Origin of the sequence: Gemmobacter fulvus, assembly GCF_018798885.1 — a bacterium.
GTDB lineage: Bacteria > Pseudomonadota > Alphaproteobacteria > Rhodobacterales > Rhodobacteraceae > Gemmobacter > Gemmobacter fulvus.
Genome location: NZ_CP076361.1, coordinates 989,228 through 1,004,385, shown reverse-complemented (window position 1 = coordinate 1,004,385; position 15,158 = coordinate 989,228). Strand labels below are relative to the sequence as shown.

13 protein-coding genes and 2 tRNA genes are annotated in these 15,158 nt (G+C 64.9%); 2 read left to right on the top strand and 13 right to left on the bottom strand.

Annotation, left to right across the window (positions count from 1 at the left end):
- Nucleotides 1–241: 241 nt before the first annotated feature.
- The 3 genes from KM031_RS04935 to hisA all read right to left on the bottom strand — a co-directional run bounded on the left by KM031_RS04935 (nt 242) and on the right by hisA (nt 2,126).
- The gene (locus tag KM031_RS04935) at nt 242–553 is read right to left on the bottom strand and encodes a phosphoribosyl-ATP diphosphatase (RefSeq protein WP_215503434.1); all 312 of its coding nucleotides are present in this window, start codon (nt 551–553) and stop codon (nt 242–244) included.
- Entirely contained in the window at nt 550–1,311 is a 762-nt protein-coding gene (gene hisF, locus KM031_RS04930; protein WP_215503433.1) for an imidazole glycerol phosphate synthase subunit HisF, read from the bottom strand. Before hisF ends, KM031_RS04935 begins: the two co-directional genes overlap by 4 nt.
- A gap of 95 nt (nt 1,312–1,406) precedes the next feature.
- Nucleotides 1,407–2,126, bottom strand: a complete 720-nt coding sequence (gene hisA, locus KM031_RS04925; protein WP_215503432.1) for a 1-(5-phosphoribosyl)-5-[(5-phosphoribosylamino)methylideneamino]imidazole-4-carboxamide isomerase — start codon at nt 2,124–2,126, stop codon at nt 1,407–1,409.
- 135 nt (nt 2,127–2,261) lie between these two features.
- Here hisA and KM031_RS04920 point away from each other — a divergent pair, with 135 nt between their 5' ends.
- Nucleotides 2,262–2,660 carry a DUF2147 domain-containing protein gene (locus KM031_RS04920; protein WP_215503431.1) on the top strand — a complete coding sequence of 133 codons (399 nt, stop codon included), beginning with the start codon at nt 2,262–2,264 and terminating at the stop codon, nt 2,658–2,660.
- 33 nt (nt 2,661–2,693) lie between these two features.
- On the opposite strand, the gene KM031_RS04915 is transcribed toward KM031_RS04920, so the two are convergent.
- The 10 genes from KM031_RS04915 to KM031_RS04870 all read right to left on the bottom strand — a co-directional run bounded on the left by KM031_RS04915 (nt 2,694) and on the right by KM031_RS04870 (nt 12,521).
- On the bottom strand, nt 2,694–3,605 hold the full coding sequence (locus KM031_RS04915) for a glutaminase (RefSeq protein ID WP_215503430.1): 912 nt from the start codon (nt 3,603–3,605) through the stop codon (nt 2,694–2,696).
- Nucleotides 3,605–4,246 carry an imidazole glycerol phosphate synthase subunit HisH gene (gene hisH, locus KM031_RS04910; RefSeq protein ID WP_215503429.1) on the bottom strand — a complete coding sequence of 214 codons (642 nt, stop codon included), beginning with the start codon at nt 4,244–4,246 and terminating at the stop codon, nt 3,605–3,607. Before hisH ends, KM031_RS04915 begins: the two co-directional genes overlap by 1 nt.
- Before the next feature lie 80 nt (nt 4,247–4,326).
- Entirely contained in the window at nt 4,327–4,914 is a 588-nt protein-coding gene (gene hisB / locus KM031_RS04905; RefSeq protein WP_215503428.1) for an imidazoleglycerol-phosphate dehydratase HisB, read from the bottom strand.
- Between the two features lie 60 nt (nt 4,915–4,974).
- A complete protein-coding gene (locus KM031_RS04900) occupies nt 4,975–5,886 on the bottom strand; it encodes a metal ABC transporter permease (RefSeq protein ID WP_215503427.1) in 912 nt (303 codons plus the stop codon).
- Nucleotides 5,883–6,752 carry a metal ABC transporter permease gene (locus tag KM031_RS04895; RefSeq protein ID WP_215503426.1) on the bottom strand — a complete coding sequence of 290 codons (870 nt, stop codon included), beginning with the start codon at nt 6,750–6,752 and terminating at the stop codon, nt 5,883–5,885. The genes KM031_RS04900 and KM031_RS04895 overlap by 4 nt, the downstream gene beginning before the upstream one ends.
- A gap of 1 nt (nt 6,753) precedes the next feature.
- Entirely contained in the window at nt 6,754–7,473 is a 720-nt protein-coding gene (locus KM031_RS04890) for a metal ABC transporter ATP-binding protein (protein WP_215503425.1), read from the bottom strand.
- Complete coding sequence (locus KM031_RS04885) at nt 7,470–8,435, bottom strand: metal ABC transporter solute-binding protein, Zn/Mn family (protein WP_215503424.1); 966 nt, start codon at nt 8,433–8,435, stop codon at nt 7,470–7,472. Before KM031_RS04885 ends, KM031_RS04890 begins: the two co-directional genes overlap by 4 nt.
- 223 nt (nt 8,436–8,658) lie before the next feature.
- A tRNA-Gly gene (locus KM031_RS04880) sits at nt 8,659–8,733 on the bottom strand.
- Nucleotides 8,734–8,856: 123 nt separating this feature from the next.
- Nucleotides 8,857–8,931 (bottom strand) — tRNA-Gly (locus tag KM031_RS04875).
- 149 nt (nt 8,932–9,080) lie between these two features.
- A complete protein-coding gene (locus KM031_RS04870; protein WP_215503423.1) occupies nt 9,081–12,521 on the bottom strand; it encodes a pyruvate carboxylase in 3,441 nt (1,146 codons plus the stop codon).
- Between the two features lie 212 nt (nt 12,522–12,733).
- On the opposite strand from KM031_RS04870, the gene KM031_RS04865 reads away from it, so the two are divergent.
- On the top strand, nt 12,734–15,154 hold the full coding sequence (locus tag KM031_RS04865; protein ID WP_215503422.1) for an ATP-dependent helicase: 2,421 nt from the start codon (nt 12,734–12,736) through the stop codon (nt 15,152–15,154).
- Nucleotides 15,155–15,158 lie beyond the last annotated feature (4 nt).

Sequence of the window (15,158 nt, the reverse complement as noted above, 5' to 3'; positions counted from 1 at the left end):
TGCGCAGGGCAGAAAACCCCCGGCACCGTAATCCTCTGGGTTCAGACAGCGGGCGGTGCCGGGGCACTCGTTACTCAACGCGCGGGGGTTGTCGATCAACCCCCGTCGCGCCCCAATATACGGATTCGCTTGAGTTTCTAATCAAAATACGAAGTCGGCATAGATCATATCCGACATTGACGTAAGGTTGTGGGTTGCGTGCAACGCCGGGTTGCGGGCGATCCGGCCTGCGCTGCCGCTTTCAGCGGCGCGCGGCTTTTTCGGCGATACCCGAGGTGCCGTCGCGGCGGGCAAGCTCTGCCTCCACCTCGGTCAGGGTCACGTCGCGGGCGGCCAGCATCACCAGCAGATGATACAAAACATCCGCGGCTTCGGAGGTGAGTTTGGCTTGATCACCCTTCACCGCCTCGATGATCGCCTCGATGGCTTCCTCGCCGAATTTCTCGGCGCATTTTTCGGGGCCCTTGGCCAGAAGCTTGGCGGTCCAGCTGCTGTCGGGGTCAGCGGTCTTGCGCGACTGGATCGTGGCGAAGAGATCGTGCAGCACGCTCATGACAGCCGCACCGGGATTCCGGCGGCGGCCATATGCGCCTTGGCCTGACCGATGGTGAATTCGCCGAAATGGAAGATCGAGGCCGCCAGCACCGCAGAGGCACCGCCCTTGGTGACACCTTCCACCAGATGATCCAGCGTGCCGACCCCGCCCGAGGCTATGACCGGGACGCTGACCGCATCGGAAATCGCGCGGGTCAGTGGCAGATTGAAGCCCGAGCGCGTGCCGTCGCGGTCCATCGAGGTGAGCAGGATCTCGCCCGCCCCCTTGGCGGCCACGGTGCGGGCAAAGTCCACCGCATCAATGCCGGTCGCCTTGCGCCCGCCATGGGTGAAAATCTCCCATTTTCCGGGGCTGACGGTCTTGGCGTCGATGGCCACGACAATACACTGGCTGCCAAAACGGTCCGCCGCCTCGGCCACCACATCGGGATTGGCGACGGCGGCAGAGTTGAACGAGACCTTGTCGGCCCCCGCCAGCAGCAATGCGCGCACATCGTGATGCGTGCGCACCCCGCCGCCCACCGTCAGTGGCATGAAACATTGCTCGGCGGTGCGGGTGACCAGATCGAACATGGTGCCACGGTTTTCATGGGTGGCGTGAATGTCGAGGAAACACAGCTCGTCGGCGCCCGCCGCGTCATAGGCGCGGGCCGCAGCGACCGGATCGCCCGCGTCGATCAGATTGACGAAATTGACGCCCTTGACCACGCGGCCATCGGCAACATCGAGGCAGGGGATGATGCGGGTTTTCAGCATGTGATGACCTTAGCGCGGGGCGGTGCAGGGGGGAAGGGGGCTTTGCCCCCTCGCCGCAGGCGGCTCACCCCCAGGATATTGGGACCAAGATGAAATCAGGACTTCAGGGCGTGCAGGGCGGTGGTGAGGTCGATCGCGCCGTCATAGAGGGCGCGGCCCGAAATGGCGCCGGCGATGACGCCGGTGTCGCGCAGCGTGATCAGGTCTGCCATGCGCGAGACGCCGCCGGAGGCGATGACCGGGATGGTGACGGCGCGGGCGAGGGCTTCGGTCGCCTCGATATTTGGACCTTGCATGGCGCCGTCGCGGTCGATGTCGGTATAGATGATCGCGGCGACGCCTGCGTCCTCGAAGCTGCGGGCGAGATCGGTGGCCTGCACGGTGGTTTCATGCGCCCAGCCCTTGGTGGCGACGAACCCTTTGCGGGCGTCGATGCCGACGGCGACCTTGCCGGGGAAGGCCTTTGCCGCTTCGCGCACGAGGGCGGGGTTTTCGACGGCGACGGTGCCGAGGATCACGCGGGCGAGGCCTTTGGAGAGCCACATCTCGATGGTGGCCATGTCGCGGATGCCGCCGCCGAGCTGGGCGGGGACGGTGCAGCGCGCGAGGATCGCCTCGACCGCCGCGCCATTCACCGGCGCGCCTGCGAAGGCGCCGTTGAGATCGACCAGGTGGAGCCATTCGCAGCCCGCCGTCTCGAACTTGGCGGCCTGCGCGGCGGGATCATCGCCGAACACGGTGGCCGCCGACATTTCGCCGCGCAGCAGGCGCACGCATTGGCCGTCTTTCAGGTCGATGGCGGGATAGAGGATCATGGCAGGCTCCGGGGGGTTGCGCTTGCGCGGCGGTTTGGCATGGCGGGCGGCGTGGGGCAAGGGCCGCAACGTCACGCTTGCGGGAATCTGCGGCCTGTGCGGAACATCGGCACATCCTTTGGGAGGAGGACCCCCATGATAAAAACGAACCTGGCCGCACTGACGGCGATGCTGATGCTGGTGGCGGGCATGGCCCATGCCGATCCGGTGGAGGGCATCTGGAAGACCAAACCCGATGACAACGGCAATTTCGGCCATGTGCAGGTGAAGCCCTGCGGCCCGGCCTTTTGCGGCACCTTGATCAAGGCATTTGACGGCTCGGGCGCGCAGATCGAAAGCCCGAATGTGGGCAAGCGCATCATCTGGGACATGGTGGCGCAGGGCGGTGGGGCCTATGCGGAGGGCAAGGTCTGGTCACCCGACCGGAACAAGACCTATAATTCCAAGATGCAGCTGTCGGGCAATGGTCTCGCGGTGAAGGGCTGCGTGCTGGGCATCTGCCGTGATGGTGGCACCTGGAGCCGGGTGAAATAGGCGCGCCTCAGGCTCCCGCCGGGCGGGGGCCTCTCAGCCGAACACCGACCAGCCGGTCGCGCGGGCCAGCCGTTCAACAGCAAGCGTGCCGAGTTTGGAATTGCCCTGATCGTTCAGCCCCGGCGACCAGACGGCGATGGAGGCCCGGCCCGGCGCGATGACGAGAATACCGCCACCCACCCCGGATTTGCCGGGCAGGCCGACGCGATAGGCGAAATCGCCCGAGCCGTCGTAATGGCCGCAGGTCATCATCAGCGCATTGATGCGCCGCACCCGACCGGGGGCAAGCATGCGCGGCATGGTCGGCGCGTTCATCAGAAAACGGCCCGCGCGGGCCAGTTGCCGCGTGCTCATCTCGATGGCGCATTGGTGGAAATAGGTGCCGCAGGTCAGCACGGGGTCATGCAGCAGATTGCCTTGCGCGCGCATGAAATGGGCCAGCGCCAGATTGCGGTCGCCGGTCGCCTGTTCCGAGGCGGCGACGGCCTTGTTGATATGGATGTCATCCTCGCCCGCCGCTTCGCGCAGGAAGCGCAGCAACTCGCCCAGCACTTCGCGGGGCTGATGGCCGGCCAGGATCGCATCGGTGACCACGATGGCCCCGGCATTGATGAAGGGATTGCGTGGGATGCCGCGTTCATGTTCCAGTTGCAGGATCGAATTGAACGCAAGGCCCGAGGGTTCGCGCCCGACCCGCGTCCAGAGCTGGTCGCCGAGGCGCCCCAGAGCAATGGCAAGGGTGAACAGCTTCGAGACTGACTGGATCGAGAAGGCGGTTTCTGCCGCGCCGGTGGTGAAGGTCTCGCCCTCGGCGGTGCAGACGGCCATGGCAAAGGGCTCGGTCGAGATGCGCGCCAGTTCGGGAATGTAATCCGCGACGCGCCCCCGGTCCGGTGCCGCCGCCATTTCGGCCCCGATCCGGGCAAGGATCGCCGCCAGATCCATCAGGGGGCCCAGCGCAGGAAATTGCCGATCAGCCGCAACCCGGTGGCCTGTGATTTCTCGGGGTGGAACTGCGTTCCGACCATGGTGCCCGTGCCGATGATCGCGGTGATGTCGCCTGCGTAATCCACATGCGCCAGCCGTTCGGCGGGGTTTGCGACGCGGAAATGATAGCTGTGCACGAAATAGGCGTGATCGCCGGTCCGGATCCCGTCCAGCACCGGGTGGGGGTGGTCGATTACCAGATCGTTCCAGCCCATATGCGGCACTTTCAGCGCCGGGTCCGCCGGGAGGATCCGGGTCACTTCGCCGCCGATCCAGTCGAACCCCGCTGTATCCTCGTATTCGCGGCCCCAGCTCGCCATCATCTGCATGCCGACGCAGATGCCCAGAAACGGCCGGGCCTTCACCCGCACCGCCTCTTCGATCGCTTCGAACAGGCCGCCATAGGCCCCCAGCGCGCGGCGGCAGGCCGGAAAGGCCCCATCGCCCGGCAGCACGATCCGGTCGGCGCGCGCCACGTCTTCGGGTTTGTCGCTGACCAGCACCGCACCGCCGCCCACTTCGGCCGCCATGCGCTGAAACGCCTTTTCAGCGGAATGCAGGTTGCCGCTGTCGTAATCGACCAGAACCGTCAGGGCCATGGCTCATCCTTTTTCGCAATCGGAGTTCCGCAGAGATCCGGGGCAAAGGCTTCGGGAAAGGGGCTGATCCGGCAGGCGGATCACAGCATGCCTTTGGTGGAGGGAATGGCATCCGCCTTGCGCGGGTCCAGCTCGACCGCCATGCGCAGGGCGCGGGCCACGGCCTTGAAGGCGGCTTCGGCAATGTGGTGGCTGTTCACGCCATGGCGCAGATCAATATGCAGGGTGATGCCGCCATGCGTCGCCAGCGCCTGAAAGAATTCGCGCACCAGTTCAGTATCGAAAGTGCCGATCTTCTGGGTTGGGAAGGGCACGTTCCACACCAGAAAGGGCCGCCCCGACAGATCAAGCGCGCAATGCACCTGCGCATCATCCATGGCAAGGCTGCATTCGCCATAGCGGCGGATGCCGCGCTTGTCGCCCAGCGCCTGCACCAGTGCCTGCCCGAGCGCGATGCCGGTATCCTCGACCGTGTGGTGATCGTCGATGTGCAGATCCCCCTTGGCGCGCAGGCTCATGTCGATCAGCGAATGGCGCGACAGCTGATCCATCATATGGTCAAAAAAGCCCACGCCCGATTGCATGTCATAGATACCGCTGCCATCCAGATTCACGCTGAGCGCGATGTCGGTTTCGGCGGTGCGGCGGGTGATCTCGGCCTTGCGCATGGGGCTCTCCGCTGGTTGCTTGCCCGCCTTATAGGGCGGTGGCTGGCCTGAGGGAAGGCGTTACGCGCGCCGCCGCGCCGGGCCAAACACCGCACAAAGCGCAAGGATCAGGCCCGAGACGACGGCGATCATGCCGGCCGCCGAGACCGAGGCGGAAAGGCCCAGCCAGAGCGGGCCATAACCCCCCAGCACATAACCCAGCACCGCCGACAGCGCGGCAAAGCCGAGCGACAGCCAGATCTGCGTTGCCAGCCGGTTGGTGCAAAGCCGCGCGGCGGCAGGCGGGCAGATCAGCATGGCAATGGTGAGTATGGAGCCGACCGCGGCGAAGGCCGCCACTGCCGCCATCGCCGCCGCCGCAATCAGGCCCATCGACAGCGCCCGCACCGGCAGGCCGAGGCTGCGGGCAAAGCCTTCGTCAAAGGTCATCAGCGCGAGGGGCCGCCACACCAGCCACAGCAGACCGGCAAGCAGCGCGAAGGTCAGCACCATGCGCGGCAGTTCGGGCGGTAAGGCCGCAAGCGCTGCGGGATCGGTCAGCGCGCTCCAATCGGTTGCGGCGAACCAGATCAGGCTTTCCAGATTGCCATAAAGTGCATGTTCCACATCCAGATGCACCGAGCCCGCGCCCGAAAGCTCCAGCGCCAGCACGCCTGCCGCGAACATGGCGGTGAAGGTGACGCCCATGGCCGCCCCCGGCTCGATCCGGGCGATGCGTTGCAGCCCCTCGATCAGGGCGACGGCGGCAAGGGCGGCAAGGGCCGCGCCGCCCATCATCGCCGGGGTGGAGGCGGTGCCGGTGGCCAGAAAGCCCAGCACGATGCCCGGCAGCACCACATGGCTGATCGCATCCCCCAGCAGCGCCTGCCGCCGCAGCAGCAGAAAATTGCCGGGCAGGGCGCAGGCCATCGCGGCAAACAGCGCAATCAGCATGGGCGGGGCGGAAAAGGCCAGAAAATCAATACCGTTCATCGGCGCCGCCTTGCGGTGAGGGGGATGGAAACGATCAGCACGCCAAAGCTCAGCAACACGATGGCGGGTCCGGTGGGCAGATCGGGCAGGCTGGCCGACAGCGCTGCCCCGATCCAGCCCGAGGCCGCGCCAATACCCCCCGCCAGCAGCGCCATCACGCCGACACGGTGGGTCCAGAGCCGGGCGGCGGCGGCGGGGGTGATCAGCAGCGCCACGATCAGGATCAGCCCGACCACCCGCAGCCCGAGCAGAACCACCGCCAGCGCCAGCGCCATCAGCGCCATGTCATAGGCGGCAATGCGCAGGCCCATCACCGTCGCGGCCCATTCATCAAAGGCGATCAGCGTCAGCGGGCGGCGCAGCGCAAAGATCAGTGTCAGCGCCAGCGCCCCGCCGATCAGGATCAGCGCCACATCGGCGCGCAACATGCCCGAGGTCGAGCCAAGCAGGAAGCCCTCAAGCCCTGCCTGTTGCCCGGTGCGCAGGCCCTGGATCAGCGTCAGGATGACGATGCCCGCACCATAGAAGGTGGACAGAACCGCGCCGATGGCAGCATCCTGGGACAGGCGGGTGTGGCGGGTCAGCGCCTGCAAGACCCAAAGCCCTGCCAGTGCCGACAGCGCCGCCCCGATCAGCAGGCCCGGCAGGTTGCGCCCGATGCCCAGTGCCAGCATGGCCAGAAAGGCCAGCCCCACGCCGGGCAGCGTGGCATGGGCCAGCGCATCCGACACCAGCGCGCGTTTACGCAGGCTCAGAAAGGTGCCGATCACCCCGGCGGCAAATCCCAGCGCCGCGGCACCCGAGGCCACAAGGGCGGCATTCGGCCCCGCGCGCAGCGTCAGCGCCGCCACGAATTCCGGCCACATCCTAGGCCGCCAGCGGCAACAGGCCGCCATAGGTGCGGCTCAGCGCTTCGGGGGTAAAGACTTGCGCCACGGTGCCTTCGGCCAGAACCCGGCGATTGAGCAGCAGAACCCGGTCGAAATAGGCAGCGACGGTTGCCAGATCATGATGCACCGCAACCACCGTCTTGCCCTGATCGCGCAGGCCCTTCAGCACGGCGATGATGGCGGATTCGGTGGCGGCATCGACCCCGGCAAAGGGTTCGTCCAGCAGATAGAGATCCGCCCCCTGCGCCAGCGCGCGGGCCAGAAACACCCGCTGTTGCTGCCCGCCCGACAGCGCACCGATCTGGCGGGTGGCAAAGGCTTCCATGCCCACCCGCGCCAGACAGCTCATCGCACGGCGGCGATGGCCCAGCCGCACCCGGCCCAGCAGGCCCAGCTCGCGATACAGGCCCTGCATCACCACGTCGATCACCCGCACCGGGAAATCCCAATCCACCGAGGCCCGCTGCGGCACATAGGCGACACGCGCCCGCGCCTCGGCCAGAGACTGCCCAAAGAACAGCGCCGTGCCGTCGGAGGGCAGCAGGCCAAGTGCGGCTTTCAGCAGGGTGGATTTGCCCGCCCCGTTCGGCCCGATGATGGCCGTCATCGCGCCTTCCGCGATCTGTGCGCTGGCGCTTTCAAGGGCCAGGCCCTCGCCATAGCGCACCGTCAGCCCCTCCAGCGCCAGCGCGATCATCCCGCCACCTGCGCCAGTTGATCCATGCGCCCGCGTTCCGGGGCGGCCCCGCCAAGGGCGCGGGCGATGGTCGTCACATTATGGTCGATCATGCCCAGCCAGGTGCCCTCATAGGTGCCATCCGGCCCCATCGCATCGGAATAGAGCGCGCCACCGATGCGCACCTCATGCCCCTGTGCCGCAGCCCCTTCGATCAGCGCGCGGATCGAGCGGTCCGAAACCGAGGTTTCCACGAACACCGCCGGAATTTTGCGATCCACCAGCAGATCGACCAGTTCGGTCACCCGCGCCAGCCCGGCTTCGCTTTCGGTCGACAGGCCCTGAATCCCCTGCACCTCGAAGCCATAGGCGCGTCCGAAGTAACCGAAGGCATCATGGGCCGTCACCAGCAGCCGCCGTTCGGCGGGCACCGAGGCCAGCACCTGCTGCGCATAGGTTTGCAGCCCGGTGATATCGGCGCGCATGACGGCCGCTTCGGTCTGCGCCTTGTCTGCCAGGGCCGGGAAGGTCTTGCCCAGCGTCGCCGCAATGATATCGACCACATCGGCCCAGAGGGTCGGGTCCATCCAGACATGGGGGTCATAGCGGTCGGGATAGATGTCATGTGCGCGCAGCATCTGTTTCGGCAGCGCATCGGCCACCGCGACCACAGGTCGGTTGCGCGCCAGTTCGGTCAGGAAATCTTCCATCTGTGCTTCCAGATACAGCCCATGCCACAGCACCAGATCGGCGCGGGCCATGGCGGCAATATCGGATCGGGTCTGGCGGTAGCCATGCGGGTCCATGCCCGGACCCATAAGCGCGGTGACCTCCAGCCCGGTCAGGCGCCGCGCGGCATCGGCGATCATCCCGGTGGTGGCCAGGATGCGCGGGGCCGGGCTGGCCGCAGCCATCGGCGCCACAAGCGCCGAGGCCATCAGTGTCATAAGGGAGCGACGGTTGAGAAAGGATGCGTGTGTCATGGGCTCAGAGTTATGCGAATTATTCGCAATGTCAAATGAATTGAGAATGGTTCGCAAGTTTGTTTGGGAAGGTGCAGAATCCTCCAATGGCGCGGCCTGCGGTGGGGGCAGGGCGGTATGACAGGCATATGGCGATGCCGCGCGATGGTTTGCAGGGGGAGGGAAAAACAAAAAAGGACCGCCGCGGCGATCCTTGTCCGCATCTTCTGCGGTCTCGTCATATTGGAGCGGGCGATGAGATTCGAACTCACGACCCTAACCTTGGCAAGGTTATGCTCTACCCCTGAGCTACGCCCGCACTCCATATCCGGGCTTCTAGCCAATGTGCGGCGGGGCTGCAAGAGGGAATTTCACAAGAAATTTCATGTGCTTGGCTGGAAATGCAAAAGGGCGCCTTGCGGCGCCCCTTGCTGGTTCCGATTGGAGCGGGCGATGAGATTCGAACTCACGACCCTAACCTTGGCAAGGTTATGCTCTACCCCTGAGCTACGCCCGCACTCCGTTTCGGTGAGCGGGGATGTATAAAAGCCCGCGCCGGGCCGCAAGGGGAAAACGCAAGGCGGCACGAAATTTCTTTGCCGCCGCGCCGCCGGATACAAAAACGCCGCCCGAAAGGGGCGGCGTTTCCGAGATATGGGGGAGGGGTCACTCCAACTCGATCAGCAAGTCTTTCGCGTCGATCTGGCTCGACGGCGTGACGTGGATTGCCTTGATCGTGGCTTCGCGGTCGGCGTGCAGTCCGGTCTCCATCTTCATCGCCTCAATGGTCAGCAGCAGATCGCCTGCCCGCACCTTCTGGCCCGCCGTTACCGCCACGCTGGCGATGGAGCCGGGCATCGGCGCGCCGATATGGTTCACATTGCCTTCCTGCGCCTTGGGTTTGGCGGCGGTTTTCGCCTTGATCGCGCGGTTCGGCACGCGGATCACCCGCGGCTGGCCGTTCAGCTCGAAGAACACCTTGGCATCGCCCTCTTCGGTGGTTTCCCCCACCGCTTGCAGGCGGATTTCCAGCGTCTTGCCGGGGTCGATCTCGGCGGTGATCTCTTCGCCCGGCTGCATCCCGTAGAAGAAGGTCCGCGTCGGCAGCGTGCGCACCGGGCCATAAAGGCGGTGGCGGCCCATGTAATCGAGATAGACCTTGGGATACATCAGATAGCCGTTCAGATCCTCGTCATCGACGCGGAAGCCGTTCAACTCGGCGCTCAGCTTGGTGCGCGTCTCTTCCAGGTCCACCGGGGCCATGCCCGCACCGGGACGACTGGTCAGCGCAGTCTCGCCCTTCAGCACCTTTTTCGAGATGCCTTCCGGCCAGCCACCCGGAGGCTGCCCCAGATTGCCTTTCAGCATGTCGGCCACCGAATCGGGGAAGGCCACATCGACGGCGGGATCTTCCACCTGCGCCCGGCTCAGGTTCTGCGCCACCATCATCAGCGCCATGTCGCCCACCACCTTGGACGAAGGCGTGACCTTCACGATGTCGCCGAACATCTGGTTGGCATCGGCATAGGCCTGCGCCACCTCGTGCCAGCGCTCTTCCAGCCCGAGCGAGCGGGCCTGCGCCTTGAGGTTGGTGAACTGCCCGCCGGGCATTTCATGCAGATAGACTTCCGAGGCAGGGGCCGGAATGCCGGATTCGAACGCGGCATATTGCGCGCGCACCTGTTCCCAATAGTTCGACACCTGCCGCACGGCGGCCATGTCCAGTCCGGTATCGCGGTCGGTGTGGCGCAGCGCCTCGACGATGGAGCCGAGGCAGGGCTGCGAGGTGCCGCCCGAAAACGCATCCATCGCCGCATCCACCGCATCCACCCCGGCCTCGCAGGCGGCCAGAACCGTCGCCCCGGCAATGCCGCTGGTGTCATGGGTATGGAAGTGGATCGGCAGCCCGACCTCTTCCTTCAGCGCCTTGATCAGGATGCGGGCCGAGGCGGGTTTCAGCAGCCCCGCCATGTCTTTCAGCCCAAGGACATGCGCCCCCGCCGCCTTCAGATCGCGGCCCATCGCGACATAATAGGACAGATCGTATTTGGCACGGTTCGGATCCAGCAGATCGCCGGTATAGCAGATCGTGCCTTCGCAGACCTTGTTGGCCTCAATCACCGCATCCATGGCGACGCGCATGTTTTCAACCCAGTTCAGGCTGTCGAACACGCGGAAGACATCGACCCCGGTCGCGGCGGCCTGTTTGACAAAGGCCTGCACCACATTGTCGGGATAGTTGGTATAACCCACGCCGTTGGAGGCGCGCAGCAGCATCTGCGTCATCAGATTCGGCATCGCGGCGCGCAGGTCGCGCAGGCGCTGCCACGGACATTCCTGCAAGAAGCGGTAGGCCACATCGAAGGTGGCCCCGCCCCAGCATTCCACGCTGAACAGTTGCGGCAGGTTGGCAGCATAGGTGGGGGCGACGCGGATCATGTCGATCGAGCGCATGCGGGTGGCAAGCAGCGACTGGTGGCCGTCGCGCATGGTGGTATCGGTGATCAGCACCTGCTTTTGCGCCGCCATCCAGTCTGCCACAGCCTGCGGGCCCTTCGCCTCCAGCAGGTTGCGGGTGCCCGGTGCCGGATCGGCAAGCGGGGCCGGGGCCTTGGGTGTGCGCAGCTCGGCGGCGGGCTTGGCGCGACCTGCGGTTTCGGGATGCCCGTTCACCGTGATGTCGGCGATATAGGTCAGGATCTTGGTGGCCCGGTCGCGGCGCTTCTTGAAGAGGAACAGGTCGGGCGTCGTGTCGATGAACTTCGTCGTATAGGTATTGTCGAGGAAGGTCGGGTGTTTCAGCAGGTTTTCGACAAAGGCGATGTTGGTCGACACGCCACGGATGCGGAATTCGCGCAGCGCGCGGTCCATCCGGGCAATCGCCTGTTCCGGCGTCTGCGCCCAGGCCGTGACCTTCACCAGCAGCGAATCGTAATAGCGGGTGATGACCGAGCCGGAATAGGCGGTGCCGCCATCCAGACGGATGCCCATGCCGGTGGCCGAGCGATAGGCGGTGATCCGGCCATAATCGGGGATGAAGTTGTTCTGCGGGTCTTCGGTGGTCACGCGGCATTGCAGCGCATGGCCATGCAGCTTGATATCCGATTGCTGCGCCATGCCGGTGGCCTCGGCCAGCGATTTGCCTTCCGCAATCAGGATCTGCGCCTGCACGATGTCGATGCCAGTCACCTGTTCGGTGACAGTATGTTCCACCTGCACGCGCGGGTTCACCTCGATGAAGTAGAACTGCTGGCTGTCCATATCCATCAGGAATTCGACAGTGCCCGCACATTCATACCCGACATGGGCACAGATGCGGCGGCCCAGATCGCAGACCTCGGCGCGCTGCGCTTCGGTCAGGTAGGGGGCAGGCGCGCGTTCGACGACCTTCTGGTTGCGGCGCTGCACGGTGCAGTCGCGCTCGAACAGGTGATAGATCTCGCCATGTTTGTCGCCAAGGATCTGCACCTCGACGTGGCGGGCACGCAGGATCATCTTTTCCAGATAACCTTCGCCATTCCCAAACGCGGCCTCGGCCTCGCGCCGGCCTTCCAGAACCTTGGCCTCCAGCTCGTCCGGGCCAAGGATCGGGCGCATACCGCGCCCGCCGCCGCCCCACGAGGCCTTGAGCATCAGCGGATACCCCACCGCTGCCGCCTCGGCCTTGATGGCGGCAAAATCCTCGCCAAGCACTTCGGTGGCCGGAATGACCGGCACACCCGCCGCCATCGCCACCCGCCGCGCACTGGCCTTGTCCCCCAGTGCGCGCATGGTTTCGGCGCGCGGGCCGATGAAGGTGATGCCATTCGCGGCGCAAGCCTCGACGAAATCGGGGTTTTCCGACAGCAGGCCATAGCCCGGATGGATCGCATCCGCTCCGGCCGCCTTGGCCACCCGGATGATTTCGGGGATGCTCAGATAGGCCCCAACCGGCGACAGCCCTTCGCCGATGCGATAGGCCTCGTCCGCCTTGAAGCGGTGCAACGAGAGCTTGTCCTCTTCGGCATAGACGGCGACGGTCTTTTTGCCCATCTCGTTGGCGGCGCGCATGACGCGGATGGCGATTTCGCCCCGGTTGGCGACAAGGATTTTACGGAATTCGGTCATAAGGCTCCCCCAGCGGTGCAATCCGAAGCTGGGTCACTTTAGGGGTGCTGCATTGCAGCGCAAGTGCAGGACCCGACCAAATTGCAAAGTTTTGCGAAATATTCAGAACGGATTTGCGACTGCAAAGTTTCGCGTGCGGGTAGGGTAAATAGCACTGGAACAATCAAAGAACACTGCTTTTCCTCGCGCGGCAGAGGCGCTATGTTGGGAGAATGAACGGATTTGATGAAACCGACGCTTTCGAGGCCGCGATCCCGCTGAGCCAACGTGCCATGGCCGCGCGGCCACAGCCCTATCTGGATGATCTGAACCCCGCGCAGCGCGCGGCGGTGCTGGCGCTGGACGGGCCGGTGCTGATGCTGGCCGGGGCAGGCACAGGCAAAACCAAGGCGCTGACCAGCCGCATCGTGCATCTTCTGGCCACCGGCAAGGCCCGCCCGAACGAGATTCTGGCGGTGACCTTCACCAACAAGGCCGCGCGCGAGATGAAAGAGCGGGTGGCGCGCATGTTGGGCCAATCGGTGGAGGGGATGCCCTGGATGGGCACCTTCCATTCGATCAGCGTCAAGATCCTGCGTCGCCATGCCGAACTCGCCGGGCTGAAGTCGAATTTCACCATTCTGGACACCGACGACCAACTGCGCCTGATGAAGCAGTTGATCGTGGCCGCGAATATCGACGAAAAGCGCTGGCCTGCGCGGATGCTGGCGGGGCTGATCGATTCCTGGAAGAACCGGGCTTGGACGCCGGCCAAGGTGCCCTCGTCCGAAGCCTCGGCCTATAACAATCGCGGCACCGAGCTTTATCAGCAGTATCAGGATCGGCTGCGCGCGCTGAACGCCTGCGATTTCGGGGATCTGCTGCTGCATGTGGTGACGCTGTTTCAGGCGCACCCGGATATTCTGGCGCAGTATCAGCGCTGGCTGAAATACATCCTCGTCGACGAATATCAGGATACCAACGTCGCGCAATATCTGTGGCTGCGGCTTCTGGCGCAGGCGCATCGCAACATCTGTTGCGTGGGCGATGATGACCAGTCGATCTATGGCTGGCGCGGGGCCGAGGTGGGCAATATCCTGCGGTTTGAAAAGGATTTTCCAGGGGCCGAGGTGGTCCGGCTGGAACAGAATTACCGCTCGACCGAACATATCCTTGCCGCCGCCTCAGGTGTGATTTCGGGCAATTCGGATCGCCTGGGCAAGACGCTGTGGACCGAGGCCAAGGGCGGCGAGAAGGTGCGCCTGATCGGCCATTGGGATGGCGAGGAAGAGGCGCGCTGGATCGGTGACGAGGTCGAGGCGCTGCAACGCGGCAGCCGCAGCATGGAGGCGCAGAGCCTTGATCACATGGCGATTCTGGTGCGCGCCAGCCATCAGATGCGCGCCTTTGAGGACCGCTTTCTGACCATCGGCCTGCCTTATCGGGTCATCGGCGGCCCGCGCTTTTACGAGCGGCTAGAGATCCGCGATGCGATGGCCTATTTCCGGCTTGCCGTCTCGCCCGATGACGATCTGGCGTTCGAACGGGTGGTCAATACCCCCAAGCGCGGATTGGGTGACAAGGCGCAGCAAGAGATCCAGAAAACCGCGCGCGCCTCGGGCATGAGCCTTTTGGAAGGCGCGCGGGAATTGCTGGCGCGCGGTGGCATCGGCGGCAAGGGGGCAGGGCAGTTGCGCGCCTTTGTCGACGGCGTGGACCGCTGGCATGCCGCGATTCTGAATGCGCGTCCCGAAGTGGCCGATGCCGTGATCGAACCGATGGTGCCCGATGCCGTGCCGCAAAGCGACATGGGCCATGTGCGGCTGGCCGAGGTGATTCTGGAGGAATCCGGCTATACCTCGATGTGGCAGAACGACAAGACGCCCGAGGCGGCGGGGCGGCTGGAGAACCTCAAGGAACTGGTCAAGGCGCTGGAACAGTTCGACAGCCTGCAAGGCTTCCTCGAACACGTCTCGCTGATCATGGAAAATGACACCGAGGAGGCGGCAGAGAAGGTCACGATCATGACGCTGCATGGCGCCAAGGGGTTGGAATTTCCGGTGGTGTTTCTGCCCGGCTGGGAGGACGGGCTTTTCCCGTCGCAGCGCAGCATGAACGAATCCGGCCAGAAGGGCCTGGAGGAAGAGCGGCGGCTGGCCTATGTCGGCATTACGCGGGCCGAACGGCTGTGCACGATTTCCTTTGCCGCGAATCGACGGGTCTATGGCCAGTGGCAAAGCCAGCTTCCGTCGCGCTTCATTGATGAATTGCCGGTGCCGCATGTGGATGTGCTGACGCCGCCCGGTCTTTACGGCGGCGGCTATGGTGCGGCGGGCATGGGCGGCGGCTCGCGCATCGAAGAGCGGGCGACCAAGGCCGATGTCTATAACTCGCCGGGCTGGCGGCGCTTGCAGGATCGCAGCGCCACACGACCGATCTCGCAACCGCGCGAGTCAAAGCAGCAGGTGATTGACCTTGATGCGGTGTCGAGCTTTACCGAAGGCGACCGGGTGTTTCACACCAAATTCGGCTATGGCACTGTTGCCGCGATCGAGGGCGACAAGCTCGACATCGCCTTTGACAAGGCCGGGGTCAAAAAGATCATCGCGCGCTTTGTGGTGCCCGCGCATGAGGCGGATGACGTGCCGTTCTGACGGC